The sequence below is a fragment of the Nonomuraea wenchangensis genome (assembly GCF_900111685.1).
GTDB lineage: Bacteria > Actinomycetota > Actinomycetes > Streptosporangiales > Streptosporangiaceae > Nonomuraea > Nonomuraea wenchangensis.
Genome location: NZ_FOHX01000004.1, coordinates 634450 through 660056 on the forward strand (window position 1 = coordinate 634450; position 25607 = coordinate 660056).

At 71.9% G+C, this 25607-nt stretch carries 28 protein-coding genes; 14 read left to right on the forward strand and 14 right to left on the reverse strand.

From position 1 onward, the window contains the following. The first annotated feature begins 6 nt into the window (after positions 1 to 6). Genes BMW85_RS15485 through BMW85_RS15500 form a run of 4 tightly spaced genes read left to right on the forward strand, consistent with a single transcriptional unit; the run spans position 7 to position 3575 of the window. Positions 7 to 702 carry an ABC transporter permease gene (locus tag BMW85_RS15485; protein WP_091081765.1) on the forward strand — a complete coding sequence of 232 codons (696 nt, stop codon included), beginning with the start codon at positions 7 to 9 and terminating at the stop codon, positions 700 to 702. 3 nt (positions 703 to 705) lie between these two features. Beyond that, the gene (locus BMW85_RS15490) at positions 706 to 1863 is read left to right on the forward strand and encodes a sensor histidine kinase (protein WP_091081767.1); all 1158 of its coding nucleotides are present in this window, start codon (positions 706 to 708) and stop codon (positions 1861 to 1863) included. After that, positions 1856 to 2500, forward strand: coding sequence for a response regulator (locus BMW85_RS15495; RefSeq protein WP_020544254.1), 645 nt, complete (start codon positions 1856 to 1858; stop codon positions 2498 to 2500). Before BMW85_RS15490 ends, BMW85_RS15495 begins: the two co-directional genes overlap by 8 nt. A gap of 25 nt (positions 2501 to 2525) precedes the next feature. Then, positions 2526 to 3575: a P1 family peptidase gene (locus tag BMW85_RS15500; RefSeq protein ID WP_177240697.1), complete on the forward strand. Its 1050-nt coding sequence runs from the start codon at positions 2526 to 2528 to the stop codon at positions 3573 to 3575. Between the two features lies 1 nt (position 3576). Here BMW85_RS15500 and BMW85_RS15505 read toward each other — a convergent pair whose 3' ends face one another. Then, positions 3577 to 5634, reverse strand: a complete 2058-nt coding sequence (locus BMW85_RS15505) for a cellulose binding domain-containing protein (RefSeq protein ID WP_091081768.1) — start codon at positions 5632 to 5634, stop codon at positions 3577 to 3579. 134 nt (positions 5635 to 5768) lie between these two features. On the opposite strand from BMW85_RS15505, the gene BMW85_RS15510 reads away from it, so the two are divergent. Then, on the forward strand, positions 5769 to 6362 hold the full coding sequence (locus BMW85_RS15510; protein WP_091081770.1) for a class I SAM-dependent methyltransferase: 594 nt from the start codon (positions 5769 to 5771) through the stop codon (positions 6360 to 6362). Between the two features lie 16 nt (positions 6363 to 6378). Here the strand turns inward: BMW85_RS15510 and BMW85_RS15515 are convergent, their stop codons facing one another. From BMW85_RS15515 to BMW85_RS15530, 4 genes are all read right to left on the reverse strand, one after another. Then, a complete protein-coding gene (locus tag BMW85_RS15515) occupies positions 6379 to 7158 on the reverse strand; it encodes a hypothetical protein (protein WP_091081772.1) in 780 nt (259 codons plus the stop codon). Positions 7159 to 7241: 83 nt separating this feature from the next. Continuing rightward, entirely contained in the window at positions 7242 to 7730 is a 489-nt protein-coding gene (locus tag BMW85_RS15520; protein WP_245774802.1) for a hypothetical protein, read from the reverse strand. A gap of 105 nt (positions 7731 to 7835) precedes the next feature. After that, positions 7836 to 9275 (reverse strand): hypothetical protein, encoded by a 1440-nt coding sequence (locus BMW85_RS15525; protein WP_091081957.1) that lies wholly within the window; start codon positions 9273 to 9275, stop codon positions 7836 to 7838. 49 nt (positions 9276 to 9324) lie between these two features. Continuing rightward, on the reverse strand, positions 9325 to 10083 hold the full coding sequence (locus BMW85_RS15530) for a Clp protease N-terminal domain-containing protein (RefSeq protein ID WP_091081774.1): 759 nt from the start codon (positions 10081 to 10083) through the stop codon (positions 9325 to 9327). A gap of 114 nt (positions 10084 to 10197) precedes the next feature. Here BMW85_RS15530 and BMW85_RS15535 point away from each other — a divergent pair, with 114 nt between their 5' ends. Together BMW85_RS15535 and BMW85_RS15540 are read left to right on the forward strand one after the other, a co-directional pair. After that, positions 10198 to 10941, forward strand: a complete 744-nt coding sequence (locus BMW85_RS15535) for an SDR family NAD(P)-dependent oxidoreductase (RefSeq protein WP_091081775.1) — start codon at positions 10198 to 10200, stop codon at positions 10939 to 10941. Then, positions 10938 to 11855: an RNA polymerase sigma-70 factor gene (locus BMW85_RS15540; protein WP_091081958.1), complete on the forward strand. Its 918-nt coding sequence runs from the start codon at positions 10938 to 10940 to the stop codon at positions 11853 to 11855. The genes BMW85_RS15535 and BMW85_RS15540 overlap by 4 nt, the downstream gene beginning before the upstream one ends. Before the next feature lie 72 nt (positions 11856 to 11927). Here BMW85_RS15540 and lpdA read toward each other — a convergent pair whose 3' ends face one another. Together lpdA and BMW85_RS15550 are read right to left on the reverse strand one after the other, a co-directional pair. Next, on the reverse strand, positions 11928 to 13307 hold the full coding sequence (gene lpdA / locus BMW85_RS15545; RefSeq protein WP_091081960.1) for a dihydrolipoyl dehydrogenase: 1380 nt from the start codon (positions 13305 to 13307) through the stop codon (positions 11928 to 11930). A gap of 39 nt (positions 13308 to 13346) precedes the next feature. After that, entirely contained in the window at positions 13347 to 13721 is a 375-nt protein-coding gene (locus BMW85_RS15550) for a tautomerase family protein (protein ID WP_091081776.1), read from the reverse strand. A gap of 19 nt (positions 13722 to 13740) precedes the next feature. Here BMW85_RS15550 and BMW85_RS15555 point away from each other — a divergent pair, with 19 nt between their 5' ends. From BMW85_RS15555 to BMW85_RS15565, 3 genes are all read left to right on the forward strand, one after another. Then, positions 13741 to 14391, forward strand: coding sequence for a response regulator (locus BMW85_RS15555; RefSeq protein ID WP_091081778.1), 651 nt, complete (start codon positions 13741 to 13743; stop codon positions 14389 to 14391). 6 nt (positions 14392 to 14397) lie between these two features. Then, positions 14398 to 15450, forward strand: a complete 1053-nt coding sequence (locus BMW85_RS15560; RefSeq protein ID WP_177240698.1) for a quinone-dependent dihydroorotate dehydrogenase — start codon at positions 14398 to 14400, stop codon at positions 15448 to 15450. Positions 15451 to 15562: 112 nt separating this feature from the next. After that, complete coding sequence (locus BMW85_RS15565; RefSeq protein ID WP_091081781.1) at positions 15563 to 16123, forward strand: GNAT family N-acetyltransferase; 561 nt, start codon at positions 15563 to 15565, stop codon at positions 16121 to 16123. A gap of 6 nt (positions 16124 to 16129) precedes the next feature. Here BMW85_RS15565 and BMW85_RS15570 read toward each other — a convergent pair whose 3' ends face one another. The 4 genes from BMW85_RS15570 to BMW85_RS15585 form a co-directional block, all read right to left on the reverse strand. Continuing rightward, positions 16130 to 17725 carry a beta-N-acetylhexosaminidase gene (locus BMW85_RS15570; protein ID WP_091081783.1) on the reverse strand — a complete coding sequence of 532 codons (1596 nt, stop codon included), beginning with the start codon at positions 17723 to 17725 and terminating at the stop codon, positions 16130 to 16132. Further along, complete coding sequence (locus BMW85_RS15575) at positions 17722 to 18576, reverse strand: N-acetylmuramoyl-L-alanine amidase (protein WP_245774803.1); 855 nt, start codon at positions 18574 to 18576, stop codon at positions 17722 to 17724. Before BMW85_RS15575 ends, BMW85_RS15570 begins: the two co-directional genes overlap by 4 nt. Before the next feature lie 58 nt (positions 18577 to 18634). Next, complete coding sequence (locus tag BMW85_RS15580; protein WP_091081786.1) at positions 18635 to 18883, reverse strand: hypothetical protein; 249 nt, start codon at positions 18881 to 18883, stop codon at positions 18635 to 18637. 119 nt (positions 18884 to 19002) lie between these two features. Next, complete coding sequence (locus BMW85_RS15585; RefSeq protein WP_350770445.1) at positions 19003 to 20052, reverse strand: LacI family DNA-binding transcriptional regulator; 1050 nt, start codon at positions 20050 to 20052, stop codon at positions 19003 to 19005. Between the two features lie 145 nt (positions 20053 to 20197). On the opposite strand from BMW85_RS15585, the gene BMW85_RS15590 reads away from it, so the two are divergent. Beyond that, positions 20198 to 20848 carry a TetR/AcrR family transcriptional regulator gene (locus BMW85_RS15590; RefSeq protein ID WP_245774804.1) on the forward strand — a complete coding sequence of 217 codons (651 nt, stop codon included), beginning with the start codon at positions 20198 to 20200 and terminating at the stop codon, positions 20846 to 20848. 150 nt (positions 20849 to 20998) lie between these two features. On the opposite strand, the gene bldC is transcribed toward BMW85_RS15590, so the two are convergent. Together bldC and BMW85_RS15600 are read right to left on the reverse strand one after the other, a co-directional pair. Further along, positions 20999 to 21202 (reverse strand): developmental transcriptional regulator BldC, encoded by a 204-nt coding sequence (gene bldC, locus BMW85_RS15595; protein WP_013133571.1) that lies wholly within the window; start codon positions 21200 to 21202, stop codon positions 20999 to 21001. Positions 21203 to 21526: 324 nt separating this feature from the next. Continuing rightward, positions 21527 to 22393: a DUF8083 family protein gene (locus tag BMW85_RS15600; RefSeq protein ID WP_091081791.1), complete on the reverse strand. Its 867-nt coding sequence runs from the start codon at positions 22391 to 22393 to the stop codon at positions 21527 to 21529. A gap of 110 nt (positions 22394 to 22503) precedes the next feature. Between BMW85_RS15600 and BMW85_RS15605 the strand changes: the two genes are divergently transcribed. Beyond that, complete coding sequence (locus BMW85_RS15605) at positions 22504 to 23583, forward strand: Leu/Phe/Val dehydrogenase (protein ID WP_091081961.1); 1080 nt, start codon at positions 22504 to 22506, stop codon at positions 23581 to 23583. 150 nt (positions 23584 to 23733) lie between these two features. Further along, the gene (locus tag BMW85_RS15610; protein ID WP_091081793.1) at positions 23734 to 23955 is read left to right on the forward strand and encodes a DUF3073 domain-containing protein; all 222 of its coding nucleotides are present in this window, start codon (positions 23734 to 23736) and stop codon (positions 23953 to 23955) included. Positions 23956 to 24046: 91 nt separating this feature from the next. On the opposite strand, the gene BMW85_RS15615 is transcribed toward BMW85_RS15610, so the two are convergent. Further along, positions 24047 to 24910 carry an alpha/beta fold hydrolase gene (locus BMW85_RS15615; protein WP_091081795.1) on the reverse strand — a complete coding sequence of 288 codons (864 nt, stop codon included), beginning with the start codon at positions 24908 to 24910 and terminating at the stop codon, positions 24047 to 24049. Positions 24911 to 24996: 86 nt separating this feature from the next. Here BMW85_RS15615 and BMW85_RS15620 point away from each other — a divergent pair, with 86 nt between their 5' ends. After that, on the forward strand, positions 24997 to 25542 hold the full coding sequence (locus tag BMW85_RS15620; protein WP_091081796.1) for a CGNR zinc finger domain-containing protein: 546 nt from the start codon (positions 24997 to 24999) through the stop codon (positions 25540 to 25542). Positions 25543 to 25607 lie beyond the last annotated feature (65 nt).

A 25607-nucleotide genomic window follows, 5' to 3' on the forward strand; every position in this document is an offset into this window, starting at 1 on the left:
GCGATCATGTTGAAGCTCACCTTCGTCGAGACCAAGTTGCTCGCCCGCGATCCGGGCGCTGTGTTCTCGCTGCTCATCCCGCTGTTCATCCTGGTGGTGTTCGGCAGCTCGATCGAGCCGGGCGACCGGGTGCTGCTGCCGATGGCGCTGGCCATCGCGGTGGGGCTCGTGGGGTTGTACATGGTGCCGACCACGCTGGCCACCTACCGGGAGCGGGGCATCCTGCGGCGGATGTCGGCGACGCCGGTGCGGCCGGGCCGGCTGCTGGTGGTGCAGTTGCTGCTGCAGCTCGTGCTCGCGGTGACGGCCTGCGGGCTGCTGCTGGCCGTCGCGGGGACCGTGCTCGGCGCGCACCTGCCGGACCAGGCGCTGTCGGTCGTGCTGACGTTCCTGCTGGGGACGGCGAGCATGTTCGCGGTCGGGCTGCTCATCGCCGCCCTGGCGCCGAACGGCAGGGCCGCGAACGGGATCGGGGTGCTGCTGTACTTCCCGATGGCGTACCTCGCCGGTCTCATGCAGCCCGCTGATCAGATGCCGGATATGGTGGCTCTTGTTGGGGAGTACACCCCGATGGGCGCGTTCGGGCAGTGTCTGCGGGACGTCTGGGCGGGTGGCGCTCCCGACCCCCTGCTGCTGGCGGTGATGGCGGCCTACGCCCTGGTCGTCAGCGCGGTGGCGGCCAGGTTCTTCCGCTGGGAGTGAGGTATGACCAGCCGACTCGACCGGTGGGAGCGCGTGCTGGAGCGCCAGCTCGCGGCGGCGCCGTACGTGCTGCTGGCGGTCTCCGTGGTGCTCGCCCTGGCCGGCGGCGACGGGACGGTGTCGTGGGTCACGCTCGGGCTGGCGGCGTCGGCCGCCGGGTGGGTCTGGCTGGTGCCGCGCGGCCCGGTGTACGTGGCGGGGCTCGTCCTGCTGATCGGCGTGCTGAGCACCCAGAGCCTGTGGTTCGCGAGCTTCTTCGGCTTCGTCGGCTATCTGCACTCCTGGCGCTACCTGAACGGGATGTGGCGCCTCGCCGGTGTGACGGGGGTGGCGGCGTTCAGCGTCGCCGCCTACAGCGGCGGGCTGCCCGAGCCCACGCCGTTCGGGATCCTCACGTACGTGTTCTTCACCGGGGTCATCGTGGCCGGGGTCGCGCTGTTCAGCTTCGTCGGCCAGATCACCGACGAGCGCAGCGCGGAGCGCAAGCGCATGGTGGCCCAGCTCGAGGAGGCCATGCGGGAGAACGCGGGCCTGCACGCGCAGCTCCTCGTCCAGGCCCGCGAGGCCGGCGTGCTCGACGAGCGCCGGCGCATGGCCGCCGAGATCCACGACACCCTCGCCCAAGGGCTGACCGGCATCATCACCCAGCTCCAGGCGGCCGGGCAGGCCGACGACTGGCACCGGAACGTCGATCTGGCGCTGCGGCTGGCCCGCGAAAGCCTGGCCGAGGCCCGGCGGTCGGTGCACGCGATGGGGCCGGGCCCGCTGGAGTCGGCGCCGCTGCCGGAGGCGCTGCGGGACGTCGCCGCTCGATGGGGCGAGCTCAACGGGCTCACGCCGGAGTTCACGGTCACCGGCCAGGAACGTCCCCTGCACCCCGAGGTCGAGGAGACGCTGCTCCGCACCGCCCAGGAGGCGCTGGCGAACGTCGCCAAGCACGCGCACGCCTCCCGGGTCGGGCTCACCCTGTCGTACATGGAGGATGTGGTCACCCTGGACGTACGCGACGACGGCATCGGATTCGACCCCCAGCTCACCGCGTTCGGGCTGACCGCGATGCGCAAGCGCGTGGACCGGCTGGCCGGCACGCTGGAGGTCGAGTCGGAGAGCGGCGCGGGCACCGCGATCTCCGCCAGCCTGCCGGCGGTGGCGCGTGGCTGAGCGACCGATCCGGCTGCTGATCGCCGACGACCACCCCATCGTCCGCGACGGCATCCGCGGCATGTTCGCCGGCGATCCCGGCTTCGAGGTGCTCGGCGAGGCCGGGGACGGCGCGCAGGCCGTCGAGCTGGCGCGGGCGCTGGACCCCGACGTGATCCTCATGGATCTGCGCATGCCGGGCACGGACGGCGTCACGGCCATCAAACGGCTCGCCGAGCTGGGGATCGGGGCTCGGGTGCTGGTGCTCACGACGTACGACACCGACCGGGACGTCCTGCCGGCCATCGAGGCCGGCGCGACCGGCTACCTGCTCAAGGACACCGGCCGTGACGAGCTGACGCGGGCGGTCCGCACCGCGGCGCGCGGGGAGGCCGTGCTGTCGCCGTCGGTCGCCACCCGCCTGCTCGGGCAGGTGCGTACGCCCGCCGACCCGCTGAGCGCCAGGGAGCTGGAGATCCTGCGGCTCATCGCGGACGGCGCCACGAACCGGGAGGCGGCGGCCCGCCTGTTCATCAGCGAGGCCACGGTCAAGAGCCACGTGCTGCACATCTACGCCAAGCTCGGCGTCAACGACCGCGCCGCCGCCGTCGCGACCGCCTTCCGCCGCGGCCTGCTGACCCTCGACGACGGCCGCTGAGCGCGCGTCCAGCAGAATGTGGCGCATGCATGCTCACGGGGGTGAGCGGGTGCGGGCGCGCTCGCTCGGGGTCGTCGTCGGCGCGCTGCCGACCGGCCCGCTGAACGCGATCACCGACGTCCCTGGCGTCCTGGTGGGGCACACGACCGTGGACGACGGGGCGGACCTGCACACCGGGGTCACCGCGATCGTCCCCGAGTCCCTGGCCGGGGGCGGGCTGCCGGCGGCGGTCCACACCGGCAACGGGTACGGCAAGCTGGTCGGCTCCACCCAGGTGGACGAGCTCGGCGTGCTGGAGTCGCCGGTCGTGCTGACCGCCACGCTGTCGGTGTTCCGCGCGGCCGACGCGGTCCTGACCTACCTGATGGGCCGCCGCCCGGACGGGGTGTCGTTCAACCCGCTGGTGGGGGAGACGAACGACGGCTTCCTGTCCGACATCCGGCGCCGGCCGATCACCGAGCGGCACGTGCTCGACGCGCTGGAAGGGGCGGCCGGCGGGCTGCCCGCGGAGGGGTGCGTGGGCGCGGGCACCGGGACGACGGCGCTCGGCTTCAAGGCGGGCATCGGCACCTCCTCGCGCCGCGTGACGGTGGGCGGGAACGTGGCGGCAGGCGGGAGCGGGGGGACGGGCGGGAGCGAGGTGACGGTCGGTGCGCTGGCGCAGGCCAACTTCGGCGGCCTGCTGACCGTGCGGGGCGTTCCCGTGCCGGTCGAGGAGGTCGTCCCCGGGGCCCGGCGGCCGGAGCCTCCGGGGAACTCGTGCATGATCGTGGTGGCGACCGACGCGCCGCTCGACGCGCGCCGGCTCGGCCGGCTCGCCCGCCGGGCCGTCTTCGCCATGGGACGGGTGGGGGCGTCGTACGCGCAGGGGAGCGGCGACTACGCGATCGCCTTCAGCACCGCGCCGCCCGGCGCCCCGGCGGTGCCGGACCCGGCGCTCGACCCCTTGTTCGCCGCCGTCATGGACGCGGTCGAGGAGGCGCTGCTCAACTCGCTGTTCATGGCGACGACGACCACGGGGTTCGCCGGCCGTACGGCGCACGCGGTGCCGTACGACCGGCGTTACCTGGGCTGAGTCACTCGGTGCGGCAGACGGTGCCGTTCAGGGTGAAGACGGCTGGCAGGACGTTCGGGCCGCTGTAGTTGCCGACGTACCCGACCGTGACCGTGGCGCCGGTCGCGAGCGTGGGGCTGGCCGGGTCGTTGACGACCTTGACCTGCGAGCCGGTCTCGGTCCATCCGGCGCCCCAGCCGCTGCCGAGGCTCTGCCACGGCCGGGGCCAGGCGAAGCTGAGCGTCCAGCCGTTGAGCTGGGCGCCGCGGTTGGTGATGTCGAGGCTGCCGACGTATCCGCTCGCCCAGTCGGTCTGGTTCGTCAGGCGGACCGAGCAGGAGCTGGTCGCGGGCGTCCCGGTGGTGAACGTCAGCGGCGGCGAGGACCAGGACAGGCCGCCGCCGGTGTCGCGGGCGATCACGTTGACCGTGTAGCGGGTGCCGGGGGTGAGGTTGCCGACGGTGAACGAGGTGCCGGGCGTCTCGCCGAGCTGCTCGGTGATGGCGCCGTTCTGGCGGTGGACCTCGTACTTGGCGATCGGGCGGGTCCCGGGGGAGGCGGCGGGCCAGGTGATCGTCGCGGCCTGGTCCGTGACGTTCGTGGCCTTGGGCCGGCCTGGCGCGCCGGGGAGGCCCGCCTGCGAGGTGGCCGGGCGCAGCACGAGCGTGGTGAGGGAGAGCGGCGGCAGGGTCTGTGCCGTCGCCGTCCCCGACGTGGCGGTGGTGATGGCGGTCGCGCCGTTGGTGTGCGTCAGCACGGTCGGCGCGCCGGAGGCCGGGCGGTAGCCCGCGTAGCCGATCGTGACCGGGTACGAGGTGTCCGACGAGGCGTTGACGAGCATGACCGCGAGGTCGCCGTTGGGGCGTCGGGCGGCGTGCGCGGTGACCTTCGGCTGGTCGGTGGCCGCCCTGACGAACTGGTCGCCTGGCCGGGCGAACTTGCTCACCATCTGCAGCGCGTAGTAGGGCGCGAACGGGGTGTTCAGCGCCGGCTCGCACACCGAGCCGTCGGCGGTGCACGTGCCGCTCGACAGCAGGCCGAAGTCGCCGTAGTCGGTGTGGCCCTCGACCTCGGTGACCGTGCCGATGCCGTTGTGGACGTTCCACCAGTCGACCGTGAACACGCCGTTCGCCAGCAGCGTGGCGTAGGCGTCGGCGGCGGCCAGCGCGCCGGGCTGGGTGTTGGTGCCGTTGCTGCTGGTGCCGGTGTTGAACTCGGTCATCGCGATGCCGATCCGGTCGGCGCCCGCTCCGGCGTACTTGGCGAGCTGCTCGCGGGTGAGCCGGATCATGTCGGGAACGTGGCCCGCTCGGTCGAGCGCGCCCGGATACCAGTGCAGGATGACGAAGTCGATCTTGGAGCCGGCGGCGGACAGGACGACCTTGTTCCAGCTCCCGTCGTCGCCCTCGCCCACGATGGCGTCGGGCCAGTTCGCGGGGGTGGTCAGCACGGCGCCGATCTTGATGGTGGGGTCGACGGCCTTCATCGCGTCGGCGTAGGCGACGACGTGGCGGGCGTACTCGGCCGGGCTCTTGTCGGCGTGGTCGTCGGCCTCCCAGGCGCTGCCGTAGTGGCCGTTGCCGTAGTTCTCGTTGCCGATCTCCCAGTACTTGATGCCGTAGCCCTTGGTGACGTTGGCCTGGCGGACCCAGGCGGCGGCCTCGGCGGCGGTGCCGGTGCCGTAGTTGGCGGTCACCATCGCCTGCGCGCCGGTGCGGCGCACGCCGCGCATGAACGTGTCGAAGTCGGTGTTCGGGGCGACGTACCCGCCGGGGGCGGTGTGCGTCTCCCAGTGGTAGATGTCGGAGTAGGAGCCGCCGGGGTAGCGCAGCAGCTTCACGCCCGCGGCCTTCAGCGTGTCGGCGGTGGCGTCGGTGCCCAGGTTCGAGTCCCAGATCGCGTGGTTGGTGCCGATGCCGGTCTCGGGGACGGTGGCGAGGGCGGCCCGCGCGTTGACGGTCACGGCGACGGGGGACGGATCGGCGGCGGTCGCGGACGGTTCGGCCCGCGCGGGGGGCGCGTTGAGCACGGTCAGCGCCAGCAGGACTGCGGACGCGGCCGGTAACAGGGATCTCGGCATCGAAGCACCTCGCCACGGATAGCGGTCATCACTCGACGCCCCCTCCTGACCAGGAGGCATGAGGATCATGTGGCGCGGCGTCCGGCCCGGTCAACCGGACGTGAAACTTTCACGGCCCCCCTACGATCACGTTCATGCCCTTCGACCACAACGATCACTATCACCGGACGTTGCTGCGTCGGGTGCCGCCGGGCTGCGCGCGGGCGCTCGACGTCGGCTGCGGCGCCGGGCGGTTCGCCCGGCGGCTGGCGGCGCGCGGCATCGAGGTCGACGCCGTGGACCCGGCGGCGGAGGTGATCGAGGCGGCGCGGGCGGCCGGCGGCGGGCCCCGGTTCCTGCACGCGGACATCACGGACATGGAGCTGCCCGAGGGGCACTACGACTTCGTCTCGTGCCTGGCGAGCATCCATCACGTGCCGTTCGCGACGGTCTCCCGGCTGCGGCGCGCGCTGGCGCCCGGCGGCGTCCTCGCCGTCCTGGGCTGCTACCGGGAGACGTCGGCGGCGGACCTCGCGTGGAGCCTGGCCGCCGTCCCGGTGAACGCGGTGGCGCGGGCCGCCGTGACGGTGCGCGAGCGCGGAGGCGAGTCCGGTGTGCGGGCTCCGGTGCGGCAGCCGGAGATGTCGCTGGCGGAGATCCGGGGGGAGGCGGCCGGGCTGCTGCCCGGGGCGCGGATCAGGCGGCTGCTGTTCTGGCGCTACCTGCTGGTCCACCGCGAGCCCGCCTAGCCGCTCCCCGCGGGGCTCAGTTGTACCTGTAGAGCTGGTCGGCGACCCGGTGGCCGCCGTTGAAGACGGCGGCCCGGTACATGCTGATGGCGAGCTCGCCGTGCTCGGCCTTGCCGCACGTATCGGTGCCCGCGAGCTGGCGGATCTCGAAGCGGGCCGTCGGGTCGCCGCCCACGAAGTACTCGGCGCGGGCCTGGTACTTGTCGGCCCGTACGTCACAGGCGAGCACGTACGCGGACCCGCGCTCGGCGAAGCAGGTCATGGCGGCGCCGCGGGTGGTGGTGCAGAGCTTGGCGCGGGCGCGGGCGGTGGCCGGGGTGATCCGGGTGTCCCGCTTAATTGGATATTTGGCGATATTCTGCACGGTCTTCCAGCGGCCGTGCTTGACCAGGCGGTCGCCACGGTAGAGCGCGACCCGGAAGGTGACGACCTTGCCGATCTCCCGGTTGCCGCGCACCTGGCCCTTGCCCGCGAGATTGTGGATGACGTACTGGGTGCCGAGGTAGCCGTGCTGGTAGTACTCGACGGCGGCGTGCAGCCGGTCGCCGGCGGTGTCCTCGACGGTGATGCCCGGCCGGTCGCTGCCGTCCGGGCCGACGCACGCCTTCGCGCCCCTGATCCGTACGCACGACGGCTCGTCGGTGGCGCTCTCGTACGCTCCCGGGGTGACCCGGGTCTCGGCGACCGGTTGCCGGGGTTCGGCCGCAGCCGAGGACGCGGCGGTGGCGGCCACGTCGGTGCCGAGCGCGAGGGCCGCCGCAGCGGCTACCGCGATGAAGATGCGACCTAATGTCACTTATCTCACCAGCCTCACATATGCGCTTGTTGCACCATGTGACGCTGATCACGGATCAGAAGTTCGCCGCCGGTCCCAGAAGGTCAGGAGACCGGGCTCTTCTTCCTCGTGGTCAGGCTGGCCAGCAGGAGCAGCAGCGAGCTCTGGGCGAGCATGCCGGGCGCGAGCGGCGGGGCCGTGCCGACCGTCTTGGTGAGCGCGTACCACCACTGGGAGAGCGGCGAGAGCGTGTCCCACCCGGCGGACGTCGCGCCCATGCCGTGGTTGACCGACACGTGCATGAACACGCCGTACGCCGAGGCGAGCAGCACCACCCCGGCGAGCACCCGCACCGCGGTGACCGCCCGCGGGGACTCGCTCAGGGCGAGCAGCACCAGCGCGACCGCGAGAAGGGCCAGCGCGACCCAGGGGATGAGCTGGACGGGGGAGCGCCAGTGGCGTTCGAAGGCCAGCTCGGACGCGGCTCCCACGATGCCGATCGCGACCAGCGCCAGAAGACCGAGGCGCAGCGAGATCGGGCCTGCTTGAGCGAACCGGCGGCGGTGCGCCGCCCTCTCCGCGGTTGAGGTCATAGTCAGGACCCTGGCCTCGGACGGTCAAAGGAGCCTGTGGAGAATCTGAAGATTAGATGAAAATGTGATTGTCGGCACGTAGAACAATTGTCGGCTCAACTACTGTCAGAACTCGCGCCAGTCCCCGAACCACGCCTCCGCCTCCGACGGCGGGACCCCGGCCCGCTCCGCCAGCACGAAGAACACCTCGCCCGCCTCCTCCCGTCGCAGGGTGTCGATGATCTCGTAGCGCTCCTCGATGCCATTGAGCGTCTCGACGAAGCTCCGCAGGATCGGGCGCGCGTCGGCCACCGCCCCCGGATCGCCGACGTCCAGGGCCGCGATCGCGCGGGACGCCGCCGCGTAGGCCCGGCAGGCGGCCTCGCCGGCCCGCTTGTGGTCGTCCACCCAGTCGCGGAGCGGGTTGTCCAGGTTGGTCGCGAGCCAGCGGTCCGGCTTGGCGCCCCGGATCTCGACGAACACGCCGGCGTCCTCGTAGCGCTGCCGGACGGCGCCGGCCCGGCTGCTCCTGAACCCGTCGACGCGCAGGAGCCGCAGCGGCCCGCCGGGTGCGGGCAGCATCGACGCCTCGACCCCGTAGGCGTCGGCCAGCTCCAGCGTGTGCAGCCGGGGATGGGCGTCGAGCCCGGCCAGGCCGCCGTGCGGCCGGCCCCACCGGACGGACAACCGCTCAAGCCACTCCAGGTCGCCCAAGGACGCGCCGGTGACGTCGCCCGACGCCTCCACCGTCAGCTCGCGAACGCCGCGCAACCCCCGCGGCACCCCCGAGCGGGTGGTGAGCCTGATCCACCGGCCCTCGGCGGCCGCCTCCACCGCCTCAGGAGGCTCGCCTTCCAGCCAGAGCGCCATCAGCCCCGGCGGCAGAGCCACCCGGCGCGGCCCCGCGCCCACGAGGGCCAGCCCGTGGAGGCCGGTCCGGCTCAGGTCGACGCCCTCGGGCGGATCCTCCCAGCGCAGGGCGGTGATCAGCGGCCTGGCCTCCAGCGCCGCCACCAGGCCGCGCTCCGGGCCGCGCCAGGTGAGCTGCGTCAGGCGGGGCAGCGCGTCCAGCCCCGCCCAACGCACGTCTCCCGCGTGGTCACGCAGGTCGAGCGCGGACAGGGCGGCCGGCCTGGTCATCGCCCCGCGCCCCAGGTCGACCTGGACCCTGCCGTGCCCGGCCCGTGCGTACGCCTCCCTGACCGCGCCGGGCACCTCCAGCTCCCAGCGCCGTTGCAGCACCACCTGCAGCCCCATGCCCGACCAGGAGCCGTACGCGGCGGACGTCTCCGGCAGCTCGGACCGGACCGGAAGGCGGCCGAGGTGCACGGCGTCGGCGGGCAGGTGCTCGGCGGCGGGGACGTTGACCACCTCGGGGTCGCCGGACCAGGAGTGGTGGTCGACGCGGAGCGGCCCGGCCGAGCGCAGGTCGTCGAGCGTGGGCACCGCGTCGGAGCGCCAGTCGAGCACGCACACCGTCAGGTGCTCGCCCGCCGCGGTCACCTGACAGGCGCCGTAGCCGCCCAGCGGCAGTGGGACGGCCACCACATCGCCGATCTCCAGCATGTCCGGCACGCTAGCAACCGGCGATGACATTCCCGCCCGCTTCCGGAGGTCAGGGCGCGGGGTCGCCGTGGTGCGCCGGGTCGCCGTGGTGCGCGGGGTCGCCGTGAGGCGCCGCGGCGATCTCGCGCTCCGCGGCCTCCTTGGTGACGCCGAGGTCCGCCAGCGCCCGCGTCAGCGGCCCGTCCTCCAGCCCCAGCACCCCCAGCAGCAGGTGCTCGGTGCCCAGGTGCTCGTGCCCCAGCCGCAGCCCTTCCCGCAGGGTCAGCTCCAGCGCCTTCCTGCTCTGCGCGGCGAACGGCACCTCCCGGGGCCCGGCCGGCTCGGTGCCGGGCCCGAGCACGCGGGTCGCGGCGTCCCTGACCGCCTCGGGCGAGGCGCCGAGCGCGGCCATCGTCCTCGCCCCGAGCCCTTCGGGCTCGGCGGCCAGGCCGAGCACCAGGTGGCCGGGCTCGATGTGGCGGTGCCCGCCGCTCAGCGCGGCGCGCTGCGCCTTCACCACGACGGCCCGCGCCCGATCGGTGTAGCGGGCGAAGACACGCAGGTCGCCGGCCATCGACGGCCCGCCCTCCTTGGGCACGAACCGTTTCTGCGCGGCCTGCTTGGTGACGCCCATGCTGCGCCCGATGTCCGTCCAGGACGCGCCCGAGCGCCTGGCCTGGTCCACGAAGTGCCCGATGAGGTGGTCGGCCACCTCGCCCATGTGCTCGCCGAGCGCGACGGCGTCGGTCAGCTCGCCCAGCGGGTCCCCGTCGGGGTGCCGTTTCCTGATCACGGAGATGAGGTCGTCGAGTCGTACGGTTCCTTCCATGCGTCAACCTTAGGTTGACGCAAGGTGAGCGTCAACCCGGTGTTGACGCTAGAGTGGCCTGTGAACCGGCTCACACCATGTCACTGGCGGAAAGGTCATCTCGTCTCAGAGGGCATGACGAACGCAGAAAAGACTTCAGTGCTCATCACCGGCGCCAACAAGGGACTCGGCCTGGAGACCGCCCGGCGGCTCGGCGCGGAAGGGTGGAAGGTGTTCCTCGGCTCGCGCGACGAGGCCCGCGGGCGGGCGGCGGCCGACAAGCTCGCCGCGGCCGGCGCCGACGTGGTCATGGTCCCGCTCGACGTCACCTCGGACGCGTCCGTGGCCGCGGCCGTCCGGCTCGTCCGCGAGCACACCGACCGCCTGGACGTGCTGGTCAACAACGCCGGCGCGGCCGGCAACGTCACCCCGCCCGCGCAGGCGACCGCAGAGGAGGTGCACGCCGTCTACGACACCAACGTCTACGGGCCGATCCGGGTCACGAACGCGTTCCTGCCCCTGCTCCAGGCGGCGGACAACCCGCGCGTGGTGATGGTCTCCAGCGGTGGCGGCTCCTTCGCGGTCATGGCCGACCCCACCCAGCAGGTCACGAAGATGCACGAGCTCGCCTACAGCTCGTCGAAGGCGGCACTCAACATGATCACCGTCCGGTACGCCCAGGCGCTCCCGCACGTCAAGGTCAACGCCCTCACCCCGGGGGAGGTCGTGAACCACAAGTTCACCGCCACCGACATGAACCACCACACCGGCCAGCTCACCGTCACCGAGGGCAGCGACCCGATCATCGAGCTCGCGACGCTGGGGGAGGACGGGCCGAGCGGGATCTTCATCGACCGCCTCGGCCCCATCGGATGGTGAGCAGGGTCCAGGGCTTCGAGCAGTTCCGTCCACTGCTGTTCTCGATCGCCTACCGGCTGCTCGGCAGCGTGGACGACGCCGAGGACGCGGTCCAGGAGACCTGGCTGCGGTACGCCGACGCCGGCACCGAGCCCGACTCGGTCAAGGCGTACCTGTCGACCGTGGTCACCCGGGTGGCGATCGACCAGCTCCGCTCGGCCCGGGTGCGGCGGGAGTCGTACGTCGGGGAGTGGCTGCCCGAGCCGCTGCTCGAGGATCCCTACCAGGATCCTGAGCGTTCGGCGGAGCTGGCCGAGTCGGTCTCCACGACGGCGCTGCTGATGCTCGAACGGCTGAGCCCGCCCGAGCGGGCGGTCTTCGTGCTGCGTGACGTGTTCGGCTTCGAGTTCCCCGAGATCGCGGCGGCGGTGGGCCGGTCGGAGGCGGCCTGCCGCCAGCTCGCCGTACGGGCCCGCCGGCACATGCACGAGGGCCGTCCCCGGTTCGCGGCAGACCGGAGGGAGCGCGCGGAGCTCGCCGGGCGCTTCTTCGACGCGATCCGCGGCGGCGACGTCGAGGCGCTGCGCGAGGTGCTCGCCGCCGACGTGCGGACGGTCGGCGACGGCGGCGGCAAGGCGCCGGCGATCGCCCGCGTCCTCGTCGGCGCGGACAACGTCGCCCGGGTGTTCGCCCGGCTGGTCCCCTCGCTCCTCGCGATCGGCGGCTCGATCGAGCCGCGCGAGGTGAACGGCGAGCCGGGGGCCGTCTTCCGCGACGCGGAGGGCAAGGTGCTCAACACGGTGTCGCTGGACATCCGCGACGGCAGGATCGCGACGATCCGCGCGGTCGCGAACCCGGACAAGCTACGGCACCTGGGTCCGGTGGCGGACGCTTACAAGGTCAGCCGCGAGGCCCGCGAGGCGATGCGCCCCTGATGCGCCGAGGCAACGTGACCCGATGGCGGGCATCTGGGTCACGTTGCGCGCGTACGACCTCCGTCGCCGCGATCACATGTTGATCATGTGCCCCGCGAGCCCGTGGATGGCCTCCTTGACCGCCTCGCCGAGCGTCGGGTGCGCGTGCACGTTGCGCGCGACCTCGTGCACGGTCAGGTCCCACTGCTGGGCCAGCGTCAGCTCCGGCAGCAGCTCGGTGACCTCGGGGCCGATCAGGTGGGCGCCCAGCAGCTCGCCGTGCGTGTCATCGCTGATGATCTTGACGAAGCCGGCGCTGTCGCCGAGGCCGTGCGCCTTGCCGTTCGCCGTGAACGGGAACTTCGCCACCTTCACGTCGTAGCCCAGGTCGCGCGCCTGCGCCTCGGTGTAGCCGAAGCTCGCCACCTGAGGCTGGCAGTAGGTCGCCCGCGGGATCATGACGTAGTCGAGCTCCATGGTCTCGGCCCCGCCGATCGTCTCGGCCGCGATGATGCCCATGGACTCGGCGGCGTGCGCCAGCATCAGCTTGGCCGTGACGTCGCCGATGGCGAAGATGTGCGGCACGTTCGTACGGCAGCGGCCGTCCACGGCGATCGCGCCCCGGTCGGTCAGGGCCACGCCGGTCTTCTCCAGGCCGTAGCCGTCGACGCGCGGCTGGAAGCCGATCGCCTGCAGGACCTTGTCGGCCTCCAGCACCTGCTGCCGGCCGTCCTTGGTGACGGTGACCTTGACGGAGGAGCCGGTGTCCTCGATGCCGTCCACGCGGGTCGAGGTCAGCACCTCGATGCCGAGCCGCTTGTAGCGCTTGGCCAGCTCGGCCGAGACCTCCTCGTCCTCCAGCGGCACGACGCGGTCGAGGAACTCGACGATCGTCACCTTGACGCCGTAGTTGTGCATCACGTACGCGAACTCCACGCCGATGGCGCCGGCGCCCGCGATGATGACGCTGCCCGGCAACTCCTCGGTGAGGATCTGCTCCTCGTACGTCACCACCCGCTCCGACAACTGCGTGCCCGGGATCAGCCTGGTGGTGGCCCCGGCCGCGATGATGCAGTGGGAGAAGGTGATGGTCTCGCCGTTCACCTGGAGCGTGTTGGCGTCGAGGAAGGTGCCCCGGCCGTCGTACTCGGTGATGGCGTTCTTCTTCATCAGGTAGTGAACGCCCTTGACCCGGCCGTCGGCCACCTTGCGGCTGCGCTGGAAGGCCGCGCCGTAGTCGAAGGTGACCTCGCCGCTGATGCCGAAGGTCTTGGCCTCTTTGGTGAAGATGTGGGCCAGCTCGGCGTTGCGCAGCAGCGCCTTCGACGGGATGCAGCCCACGTTCAGGCAGACGCCTCCCCAGTATTTCTCCTCGACGACCGCGGTGCGCAGCCCGAGCTGGGCGGCGCGGACCGCGGCCGTGTATCCTCCCGGACCCGCGCCGAGAACGACGACGTCATAGTGAGTGCTCATGAGTCGGACCATACCGCTCGCCCGGAACCACCCCTGACGCTAGACCTCCACCTGGTAAGGAAGGCTCAGCTCATCGGCGGGCACCCCGCGAATCCCCCAGTTGACTTGCGGCATCTCGATGATCGTCAGCTCGATGTCCTCGGGGTCGTGCGGCCAGCGGGCGTAGAGCTCCCGGATGAGCGCCCGCTTGGCGTGGTCGCTGCGGCCGGTGAAGCAGACGACCTCCACGATGAGGTAGCGCTCGCTGCGCTGAGGGCAGACGAAGTCGTCGGGGTCGAGCAGCAGGAAACGGTGGAACCGCTTGTCCTCCGGCAGGCCCCACGCGCTCACCAGGCACTCCTGCAACAGGTCGGAGACCTCCCGCTGCCGCCCGGCCCACACGTCCCTGCGTCCGTACACCTTCACCTGCGCCATACGCGCCACTATAGAAGGCGTGATCCGCATTCTCCTCGCCGACGACGAGGCCATGATGCGCGCCGGGGTGCGCGCCATCCTCGCCTCCGACCCCGAGCTCGACGTGGTGGCCGAGGCGGGCGACGGGCGGCAGGCCGTCGACCTGGCCATCAGTCACCACCCGGACGTCGCGCTGCTCGACATCCGCATGCCCCTGCTCGACGGGCTGGCCGCCGCCGCCGAGATCCGCAGGGCCGCGCCGGGCACCGCCGTGGTGATGCTGACCACGTTCGGCGAGGACGACTACATCGCCAAGGCGCTCGACGTCGGCGCGGCCGGGTTCCTGCTGAAGTCGGGCGACCCGCGCGAGCTGATCGCCGGGATCCACGCCGTGGCCGAGGGCGCCGCCTACCTGGCGCCCCGAGTCGCCCAGCGGGTCATCGCGCAGCTGTCAGGCGGGCGCATGGCGCGCGGCGCGCGGGCGCGCGACCGCATCGAGGCGCTGACCGAGCGCGAGCGGGAGGTGCTGGCCCTGGTCGGGGCGGGACTGTCCAACGCGGAGATCGCGGGCAGGCTCCACATCGTCGAGGGCACGGTCAAGGCGTACGTGAGCGCCATCCTGACCCGGCTCGACGTACGCAACCGCGTACAGGCCGCGATCATCGCCCACGAGGCCGGGTTGGTAGCCTGACCCGTGATGTATCGCCTCGTGTTCACGCAGGTCTTGCGGCGTTTCGACGCCGAGGCCGTGCACCGTCTGACCGTGAGCGCCCTCGCGCTCCTCGCCCGCCTGCCGCTGCTCAAGCGGCTCCTGCACCGGGCGTTCGCGCCGCACGACCCGGTCCTGCGGATCACCGCGTTCGGCGTGCACTTCCCCGGCCCGCTGGGGCTGGCCGCGGGCTTCGACAAGGACGCCGCCTGCGCGGAGGCCGTCGCGGCGCTCGGCTTCGGCCACGTCGAGGTCGGCACCATCACCGCGCACGCCCAGCCGGGCAACCCGCGCCCGCGGCTGTTCCGGCTGGTGCCGCAGCACGCGGTGATCAACCGGATGGGCTTCAACAACGACGGCGCCGCGGCCGCCGCCCGCCGGCTGCGCCGCCCGCGCGGCGTGCCGGTCGTGGTCGGGGTGAACATCGGCAAGACCAAAGTCGTCCCCGAGTCCGGGGCCGTCGCCGACTACGTCGCCGGCGCGAAGAAGCTGGCGCCGCTGGCCGACTACCTGGTGGTCAACGTCAGCTCGCCCAACACCCCGGGGCTGCGCGACCTGCAGGCGGTCGAGCTGCTGCGCCCGCTGCTCACGGCGGTCAAGGAGGTCGCCGACGCCACGCCGCGCCGCACGCCGCTGCTGGTCAAGATCGCGCCCGACCTCGCCGACGAGGACGTCGACGCGGTCGCCGACCTGGCCCTGGAGCTGGGCCTGGACGGCATCGTCGCGACCAACACCACGATCAGGCACGGCGGCGAGACCGGCGGGCTGTCCGGCCGTCCGCTGAAGGAGCGCTCGCTGGAGGTGCTGCGCCGGCTGCGCGCCCGCGTCGGCGACCGGCTCGTGCTGGTGTCGGTGGGCGGCGTCGAGGACGCCGACGACGTCTGGGAGCGCGTGCTCGCCGGCGCGACCCTGGTGCAGGGCTACACCGGCTGGATCTACGGCGGCCCGCTGTGGGCGGCCGGCATCCATCGGCAACTCGCCCGCCGGGTCCGCCGCCACGGCATGAAGAGCATCACGGAGGCCATCGGCCGCACCGCCTAGGCCGCTCGCCGTAATGGGAGTCGCCGGGGCCGTCGGTCGCGCCGCCTAGGACGCTCGCCCTCCAGGTCGGCCTCGCGGGAGTCGCCGGGGCCGTCGGTCGTAGGGTGGGGGAGTGATCGAGACGGTAGCACTCCCCGACGGCGTCGTCCTGCGCCCGCTCACCGAGCAGGACGACGAGGCCCTGCTCCGTGCCTACATCCGCAACCGCGACCACCTGCGCCGCTGGGAGCCGCGGCGCCCCGCCGAGTTCTACACCCTCCCCGGCCAGTCGCTCCGGCTGAAGGACCTGCTGCGGCAGCGGGCCGAGGGCCGGACCGTGCCCTGGGTGCTGGCGGACGGCGACGAGATCGTGGGCGCCATGACGCTCAACAACGTCGTCCGCGGCCCGTGGCTCAACGCCGACCTCGGCTACTGGACCGACGCCCGCTACACCGGCCGCGGCCTGACCACCACGGCCGTGCTGGAGGTGTGCCGGCTGGCCGACCAGGTGCTCGGCCTGCACCGGATCGCGGCGGCGACCCTGCTCGACAACGCGGCCTCGCAGAGCGTGCTCCGCAAGGCCGGTTTCGAGCAGTTCGGCACCGCGCCCCGCTACCTGGAGATCGACGGCCGCTGGCAGGACCACCGGCTGTTCCAGCGGATACTCAACGACCGCCCCGCCTTCACGTTCTGAGCCGGCTCACGACACGCTCGGCCTGGTGGACTCCGGGTCGTGGGTCAGGGCCTCGATGCGGGCCATGAGCTCGGTGACCGGCACGGGGCTCGCCCGGTGCGGGCGGCGCCGCTGCCACGGATGCGGCCCGGCGAGCGGCCGGTACTCCACTCCGAGCGCGTCCAGCCGCCCCAGGTGCTCGGCCAGCCGCCTGTCGAAGCCGTCCTGCGCGGTGCCGGACCAGGCGACCTCGGCCAGCGCGCAGGCCCGGGGCCACAATTTGTAGTCGGCGGTGCGGGCGTCGGGGACGCGCTCGGTCCAGAGCTGCGCCTGCGCGCCCAGCACGCGGGCGCGCTCCTCGTCCGTCCACTCCTCCGGGGCGGGCACGAACGCGGCCACGTCCGCCACGGTGATCGCATCGGCGATCGCCTGCGGCTCGTCCGGCGAGGACGTCTCAGCGTAGTCGAAGTAGAGCGGGAACACCGGCGTCGCCACCACGTCGTGCCCGGCCGCCGCCGCGCGCCGGCCCACGCCCATGCCGCGCCACGGCATGACCACCGTGTCCTGCCGCAGGCCGCCGCTGACGAACGCCTCGTCCCACACCACGGCCCGCGTCCCCCGCTCGGCCAGCGCGTCGGCCAGCCGGCGCAGGAACCACGCCTGCAGCTCGTTGACGGTGGCGAGGCCCAGGGACTCCCGGTACGCGGTGATCTCCGGGGAGGCCGCCCAGTGGTCGAGCACGACCTCGTCGCCGCCGATGTGCACGTACGGGGTCTCGCCGAGCGCGCCGATCACCTCGTCGAAGACCGTGGTCAGGAACTCCACGGTCGGCGGCAGCGGTGACAGGATCGCGGGGGAGATGCCCCACCGGTCCAGCACCTCGTACGGCTCCCCGGTCGCCCCCAACGCCGGATAGGCGGCGAGGATCGCCGAGGCGTGCCCCGGCACGTCGATCTCCGGCACGACCGTCACGCAGCGCGCCCGTGCGTACGCCCCGATCTCGGCCAGGTCGTCCAGCGTGTAGTAGCCGCCGTGCGGCACCTCGTCGTAGGCCACGGGCTCCCCGTGGGGGTGGACGGCGGTGCGCGGCCGGTGCGAGGAGACCTCGTGCAGCAGCGGGTACGCCCGGCTCTCCACCCGCCACCCCTGGTCGTCCACCAGGTGCAGGTGGAGCCGGTTGAGCTTGTGGAGCGCCATGAGGTCGATGAGGCGCAGCACCTCGCGCTTGGGGAAGAAGTGCCTGGCCACGTCCAGGTGCAGGCCGCGCCACGGGAAGCGGGGCGCGTCCTCCACGCGCACGCCGGGCACGGGCCAGGACGCCCGCTCGGTGTGCCGGTAGGAGGCGGCCGGCAGGAGCTGGTGCAGCGTCTGCGCCGCGTAGAACGCCCCCGCCCGCCCGCCGGCCACGATCTCCACGCCCCGCGAGCCCACCGTCAGCCGGTACGCCTCCGCGCCCAGCTCAGGATCGCGCCGTACGTCGATCTCGCCGGTGTCGCCGGGACGCGGGTCCAGGCGGGGAAGGGCGAGACGGACGGCGTCCACGAAGTCGCCGGAGACGGTCGCGCCGATGGTCAGCTCGTACGAACCGGACAGGTGGGAAGAAAGTACGGGACGAGGGATCATGTCCCCAAATAGTGCTGCAATCCGTTCGCGAGCGCCACCGCGATCCGCTGCCGGAACGCCGGGCTCGACAGCTTGGCCGCGTCGCCCGCGTTGCGCATGTTGCCGGTCTCGATGAAGATCTTCGGCACCGTGGACAGGTTGAGCCCGCCGAGGTCCTTGCGGTAGTCGAGCGCGTTCTTGCCGATGTAGGTGGAGTAGGGGATGCCGGTGCCCTTGCGGTAGGCGTCCCGTACGTCGATGCCCAGCCTGGACGACTTGTCCACGACCTTGTCCACCGGGCCGTTGATCTTCTTCGGCATGATGACGTGGAAGCCGTGGTCCCTCGGGCCCGCGCCGTCGGCGTGGATGGAGATTGCGGCGTCCGCGCCCGCCTTGTTGCCGATCGCGGCCCGCTCGGTGATGCAGGGGCCGACGCCGGTGTTGTTGCTCCTGGTGAGCTTGACGGTCGCGCCGCGCTCACGCAGGATCTTGGCCAGCCGGGTGGAGACGTCCCAGGTGAAGGCGGCCTCGCTGAAGCCGTTGTTGGTCGAGGTGCCGGTGGTGTCGCACGCCTTCTTCTCGGTCAGCACGTCGACCGGGCGGTTGATGATCTCCGGGTGGCGGTAGTTGTTGCCGTTGTGGCCCGGGTCGAGGACGATCACCTTGCCCTCCAGCGGCTTGGCCTTCGGCGGCGACTGCTTGCCGGGGCTCTGCTCGGCCGGCGTGGTCTCCTGCCGCGCGGGCCCCTGCGCCGTGTCGGCGGTCGCGGGAGCGGCCTGACCGGTCGCGGCGCCGTTGCCGGAACCGGCGCCGCCGCACGCGGAGGCGATCAGGCCGCAAGCGGCGAGGACTGAGGCTGCTAGAGCACGCATGGCGTCCAACTTACGTCAATGAGCGTGCTCAAACCCCGCATACGGCGTGTCCGGCGCGTTACCAGACGTGCTCGCCGACCTCCTGGCGCTCCAGCAGGGCGGCCAGCTCCCGCGCGTCCTCGGCGTCCAGGCCGAGCACGACGCGGGGACGGCCCCACGGGTGGTCGAGGGAGTGGGCGACGTAGCTGGCGACGGATTCCGCACCGCCGTCGGCGCCCCGCCCCCTGTTCGTGCGCCAGTGCCCCCAGGCGCGCTCGAGCTCGGCAGCCGCGCGCTGGGCGCAGGACACCAGTTCCGGATCACGCATGACTGTTCCCCCGGATCAGATCGTGGCCGGAACGGATCCGGCCACCAATAGCATGACGCTGCCGAGTTAACCGCCGTGCGGCCGCGCCGCCGCACGGCTTGACCCAGCCTTGGTGCTTTTCAGACGCGACCCGTGCTCCGCCTCACGATCAGCTCCGGCCGCACCTCGCGCAGCCGCGCGCCCTTGCCGGGATCGCCGATCCGGTCGCTCAGCAGCGCCGCCGCCGACCGCCCCATGGCCCGCCTGGCCTGGTCGACGGAGGTCAGCGAGACGTGGCTGGAGGCCGACATCTGGGTGTTGTCGTAGCCGACCACGGACAGGTCCTCGGGGACGCGCAGGCCCAGGTCGGCGGCGGCGGACAGCACGCCCAGCGCGACCACGTCGTTGGCGGCGAAGATCGCCGTGGGCCTGGGGTCGCGGGTCAGCAGCGCCGTCGCCGCCTCCCGGCCGCCCTCCTCCGAGGCGTCCGCCGCCTCGACCATGATGTACGGCGCCAGCGAGTGCCTGCGCATCGCCACGAGGTATCCCTCGCACCGTGACGAACGCGGCCCCTCGATGTGCGCGATGCGCTTGTGCCCCAGCCCGACCAGGTGGTCGATGGCCAGGCGGGCGCCGAGCTGGTCGTCGTCGACCACGATGTCGACGCCGTCGAGCTCGATGTCACGTTCCCCGACGACCACCGTCGGCGTGTACGCGGTCGCCTCGATCAGCGTCTCGCTGGTCGGGGCGATGCCCAGCAGCACCAGCCCGTCGACCCGCAGCTCCAGGAACGCCTCGACGGCCTCGTCCTCGAAGGCGGGGTCCCACTGGCTGTTGCCGATGAGCATGCGTAAGCCGTCGCCGTGCAGGCTCTCCTGCAGGCCGTCGAGGAACTCGGCGTAGAACGGGTTATGCAGGTCGGCGACGAGCGCGCCGACGAGGTGGGTACGTCCCTCGACCAGGCTGCGCGCGACCGCGTTCGGGCGGTAGCCCAGCTCGCGGGCGGCCTGCAGCACGGCCTGGCGCCGGTGCTCGCTCACGTGCGGTGAACCACGCAGCACGAGTGAGACCAGCGATTTGGAGACGCCGGCTCGCTCGGCGACGTTCCTGATGGTCGGTCTGGGCCGAGGCAAGGCATCTACCTCTCTCAGCTCAGTGATCGTTGAAGTTTTGACGGGCGGTCCTGACATGTGTCTCCCCCGCGATGCGGATATGGGCACCTGTCTCACAAAACGATCGAGTTCCCCGCAGGGTACGGCCTCCATCGCGGTTTGACGGACAGAAGTGGACCTTGACCGGAAACGCACAGGCCAAGGGGTCGGCTACCGTACAGGGGTGACATCCGGGAAGTCAGCCGAGACGGCACGGCCGGCACGGCGCAGGCTGAGCGTGGACCGTCGTCGCGAAGAGCTGATGGCGGCGGCTCTGGAGCTGTTCAGCACCCGCGACGCGGAGGATGTCTCGATCGACGACGTGGCGTCGGCGGCGGGCGCCTCGCGCGCCCTGGTCTACCACTACTTCGGCGGCAAGCAGGAGCTCTACGTGGCCGCGCTGAAGAGCGCGGCGGAGCAACTGGAGTCGCGGCTCCGGCCGCAGGACGGCGGCCGGCCGCTGGACGACCTGGCCTCCGGGCTCGGCCGCTATTTCGACTTCGTCGAGGAGCACGCGGCCGGCTTCGCGGCGCTGCTGCGCGGCGGCCCCGCCAATCGTTCCGGCGAGGTCGGCGAGATCGTCGACGGCGTGCGGCGCCGGTTGTTCCGCCTCATCCAGGAGCAGATGGGGGTCGAGGAGCCCGGCCCGGTGCTGCGCGCGACCCTGCGCTCGTGGATCGCATCCGTGGAGACGGCCGGCCTCGACTGGCTGGAGCACCGCGATCTCGAACGCCCCGCGCTCGAACGCATGCTCGTGGACCAGATGGTGGCGCTGCTCGGGGTCGCGGCCGCCTACGACGCCGACGTGGCCGCCCTGCTGGAGCGGCTGACGTAGGACGCCGGCGGCCCGGCGGGCCGGGCAGGCCGGACGAGAAGGGCGGCGCCGGACGCGCGGCGCCTCCTCGTCGAGGTGGACCGGGCCCCAGTGCCGGCCTGGCCCACCCTTCACCCCCCTGAGGTTCGTGAGTGCGTGACGACCCCTCGGTTACTCGGAACGCTGCTGCGGAATCCCCGCGAGCAGTGCCCGGACCTCCGTCTCCCGGTAACGCCGATGGCCACCGAGCGTGCGGATGGACGTCAACTTGCCCGCCTTGGCCCACCGCGTGACGGTCTTGGGGTCGACCCTGAACATGGTGGCGACCTCAGCGGGCGTAAGCAGTGGCTCGGCCTCGGGTGTACGAGCTGACATTTGTGCGGCCTCTCCTCCGTGTGGACCGGCTTCGCGATCCTGTGACTGCCGTTTGCGCGTGTCACGGATGTCCGCCTATGGCGCAGAGCGTGCGGCTTTTCTAAGCCATATGCGGCATCACCCGATGTGACCATACCGCCACGCAGAGCGATTGGCGAGCCCTTCTTTGACCCAACTGCCCGCCCCCCGTGGCCATGTCACGCTCGGTGATTCTAGCGACACGTTTCGTGGTATCGCAGTGAAAACGGCAAACTACTCAGTTCGCAGAAGAGAGCAGCCGCGAGCCGTGACCTACTCATGCAGGTCAGACGGCCGTATTGGGGCTCAGTTGGCAGATTCCAGCTGTTGCATTGACTTCCACCGCAGGATGACCCGCTGATACATGGCGTAGGCAAGTTCTTCTTGACCCGTGTCCAGGCCCGTCAGGGCCGCCGCCATCTCCGCGACCGACTGGTCGGCCTGCAGCGCGTCGTCGTCCATGAGGTGCACCAGCCCGCCGTAGTCCAGCTCGACGAGGGAGTGCGGATGGAACTCCTCCAGCCACCGGGCGATCTCCTCCACCTCGAAGCCGGCCGCGAGGTCGCCGAGGTGCTTGCGCAGGACGTTGAGCGCCCGCGCCGCCCGCCTCCTGGCCTGCGCCATGGAGGTGACGTAGATGAGGTTGCGCCCCGTAGCGGTCGTCTTCACATCCTGTCCAGGAACGGAGGAGCCGAGCACCAGCCAGCGCTCGTTCCCATCAAACGGCACGAACCACGACGGCGGGACGTGCCACGCCGTGGTGCGGATGTGCGTACGCAACGCCGACGATCCGGCCTTCCGTTTGAACCGGTCGAAGTCGTCGGCGACGCGGTCGGCGACGTTGCGCGGGACGAGGTGGTCCATCAGCTTCTGCGGAGTGGCCCCACGCCGCCGTGAGAAGGCCAGCCAGGAGCGCAACCGGGTCTGCCAGGGGCAGACGTACAGGCGGTCCTCAACGCGCCGTAGATAGGCGTTGGGGCTCTCCTGGGCGGGAACGGGTTGAGGGGGCATGCCGAGCAGGCGCATCACCGACTCGTCGTGCTCCGCACTGAGCGCGTTGGCTCGGCGCGGGCGGTCACGTGAGTCGGCGTAGTCGGCCCACACCTTGCGCTCGGACTCGGCGAACGCGGTCAGTGGCTCATAGACGCGGAGGTAGGCGGCATAGGGCAGCACGGAGGAATCGTGTCACGAAGCGAACCTCCATCGCATCGTTGTGCCGTCACTACAGTGTCAGTGTGATCTCCGTCGCGAAGAAGCGGCGGACCGGACAGGGAGTCACCACCGTGACCGACGTCTTCGGCTCGTCCCACAAGGACGTGCATGAGCAGGTCGTCTTCTGCGCCGACGAGCAGAGCGGCCTGCGCGCCATCATCGCCATCCACAACACCGCGCTCGGGCCGGCGCTGGGTGGCACACGTTTCTATCCCTACGACAGCGAGCAGGCGGCCCTCACCGACGTGCTCAACCTGGCCAAGGGCATGGCCTACAAGAACGCCCTCGCCGGCCTCGACCACGGCGGCGGCAAGGCCGTCATCATCGGCGACCCAGCCAAGGACAAGAGCGAGGCGCTGCTGCGCGCGTACGGCAGGTTCGTCGAGTCGCTGGGCGGGCGCTACTACACCGCCTGCGACGTCGGCACCTACAGCGAGGACATGGACGTCGTCGCCCGCGAGTCGCGCTTCGTGACCGGCCGGACCGTCGCGCACGGCGGCGCCGGCGACTCCTCCATCCTCACCGCTTACGGCGTCTTCCAGGGCATGCGCGCCTCCGCCGAGCTCGTCTACGGCACGCCGTCCCTGCGCGGCCGGCGGGTGGGCGTCGAGGGCGTGGGCAAGGTCGGCCACCGCCTGGTCGAGCTGCTGCGCGAGGACGGCGCCGAGGTCGTGGTCTGCGACGTCAACCCCGAGGCCGTCGAGCGGGTGCGCCTGCGCCACCCCGAGGTCGAGGTGGTGGCCGACGCGGCGGCGCTGACGGCGGCCGACCTCGACGTCTTCTCGCCCTGCGCGCTGGGCGGGGCGCTCGACGACACGACGGTGGCCGCGCTGCGCGCCAGGATCGTCTGCGGCGCGGCCAACAACCAGCTCGCGCACGCCGGCGTCGAGAAGCAGCTCGCCGAGCGCGGCATCCTCTACGCGCCCGACTACGTCGTCAACTCGGGCGGCGTCATCCAGGTGTCCGACGAGATCGGCGGCTTCGACATGGAGCGGGCGCGGGCCAAGGCGGCCCAGATCTACGACACGACTTTGAAGATCTTCCGAATCGCTGCGGATGAGGGAGTTCCCCCGGCCGTCGCAGCGGATAGGCTGGCGGAGCGCAGAATGTCGGAAGTCGGGCGTATTCGGGCCATTTGGCTCGGCCAGTGACGCCCCCCGCCCATCCGACGTACCGAGCTGGGCACAAAACAGGTACGGTAATAGGCGAACGATAGGCTGACGTCCAAAGTCAGGCGGCGTCAGTGTGTGGTGCGTTAGCGACGAGGGGTCGGGGACGACCCCGACGAGGGGGTCGAGCCAATGGGGCGCGGCCGAGCAAAGGCCAAGCAGGTCAAGGTTGCTCGCCAGCTGAAGTACAACAGCGGTGGCACGGATCTTGACCGTCTTCGCGACGAACTCGGGGTCGGAGACTCCAGCAATGACGACGCCGACGACCGCAACGACGAGCTGGCGGATCGCTATGCCGATTACGCCGACGACTACGGCACCGATGACGACGATCGTCCGTCCGGCCGCCGATAGGCGCACTCTGGTTACATGATCGAGGGCCCGGCGTTCGCGCCGGATCCTCGACTCATGCGCGTCGGGCCCCACGGGTGACCGTGGGGCTTCGTCATGCCCGCTTGTTGTCGGCGTCGACTTCGTCGGCGTCGAGTTCGCCGAGGAAGCGGGCGATCAGCGGGGCGATCTCCGGCAGCCTCTCCTCCAGCGCGAAGTGCCCGGTGTCCAGCACGTGCACCTCCGCCTCCGGCACGTCCCGCCGGTAGGCGTGCGCGCCGGCCTCCGGGAAGATCGCGTCGCCCCGCCCCCAGAGCACCAGCGTGGGCGGGCGGTGCTCGCGCAGCCACGCCTGCCAGGCGGGATACAGCTTCACGTTGTTCCGGTAGTCGTGGGCGAGCGCGAGCTGGGCCTCCTTGCGCCCGGGCAGGTCGAGAAAGTGCTGGTCGAGGGTCCAGCCGTCGGGCGACACGCGTGACGGGTCGGCGGTGCCGTCCTCGTACTGCGAGCGCGTGACCGCGAGGGTGAACAGCTCCGCGGGCGGCTCGGCGATGGTCTTTCGGGCCAGGTCCGACAGGCCCTCCTCGTAGGCGTTGGCGTTCTGGACGATGAGCGCGGCGATCCACTCGGGATGCCGCTGTGCCACCCGGAAGCCGACCGGGCCGCCGAAGTCGAAGGCGTACCAGGCGAAGCGGGTCAGGCCGAGCGCCTGGACGAAGCCCTCCACGACGTCGGCGAGGCCGTCGAAGGAGTGGACGAAGCCGTCGGGGACGCGCGTGTGCCCGAAGCCCGGGTAGTCCGGGGCGATCAGCCGGAAACGGCCGCCCAGCGCGTCCATGAGCCGCCTGTACTGGTGCGAGGCGGACGGGAAACCGTGCAGCAGGAGCACGGGCAGCGCGTCGCGCGGGCCCGCCTCGCGGTAGAAGACCTGGACGCCGGCCACGTCCACGAACCCGTGCCGCACCTCGGGGATTTCCATAACTAATGCCTCTTTCGCTCGAAGATGCATTAGTTATAGCCATGCGGCCACTAACGGGTCAATGGCCGCAGGTAGCATTAGGTCGTATGGAGCTGCTGATCGGTGAGCCGCTGGCGCTGGACCTGCTCAACACCCGCACCCACGACCTCGACGTCCTCGACACGCCCGGCGACTTCCAGACATGGCTGGCCCGCCAGGCCGGGCGGCTCGACCCGCCGTCCGGGCCGCTCACGCCGGAGGGGCTGGCCGCCGTACGACGGCTGCGCGGGCACGTGGCGGCGGCGCTCGACGCCGTGCGCGCGGGAGACCCGCCCCCTGACGCGGCGCTCGCCGCGATCAACGAGGCCGCCCGCGCCGCCCCGGCGCACCGCGTGCTGGAGTGGCGCGACGGCGGCCCGCGCGTGCGTGCGGAGCGTGACGGCGAGGCCCCGGCCGCGCTGCTCGCGCAGCTCGCCGAGGCCGCCGTGGACCTGCTCGCGGACCCGGCCGCCCGCCGCGTGCGCGGCTGCGAGGGGCCCGGCTGCCTGCTGCTCTTCCTGCCCGCCCACCCGCGCCGCCGCTGGTGCTCGCCCGACCTGTGCGGCAACCGGGTGCGGGTGGCCCGGCACTACCGCCGGCACAAGGAGGCGTGACCCCCGCCGCTCAGCGGCAGCGGGCGGTCAGCGGTGGCCGGCCGGGCCGGGCGGCGGTGCCGGGC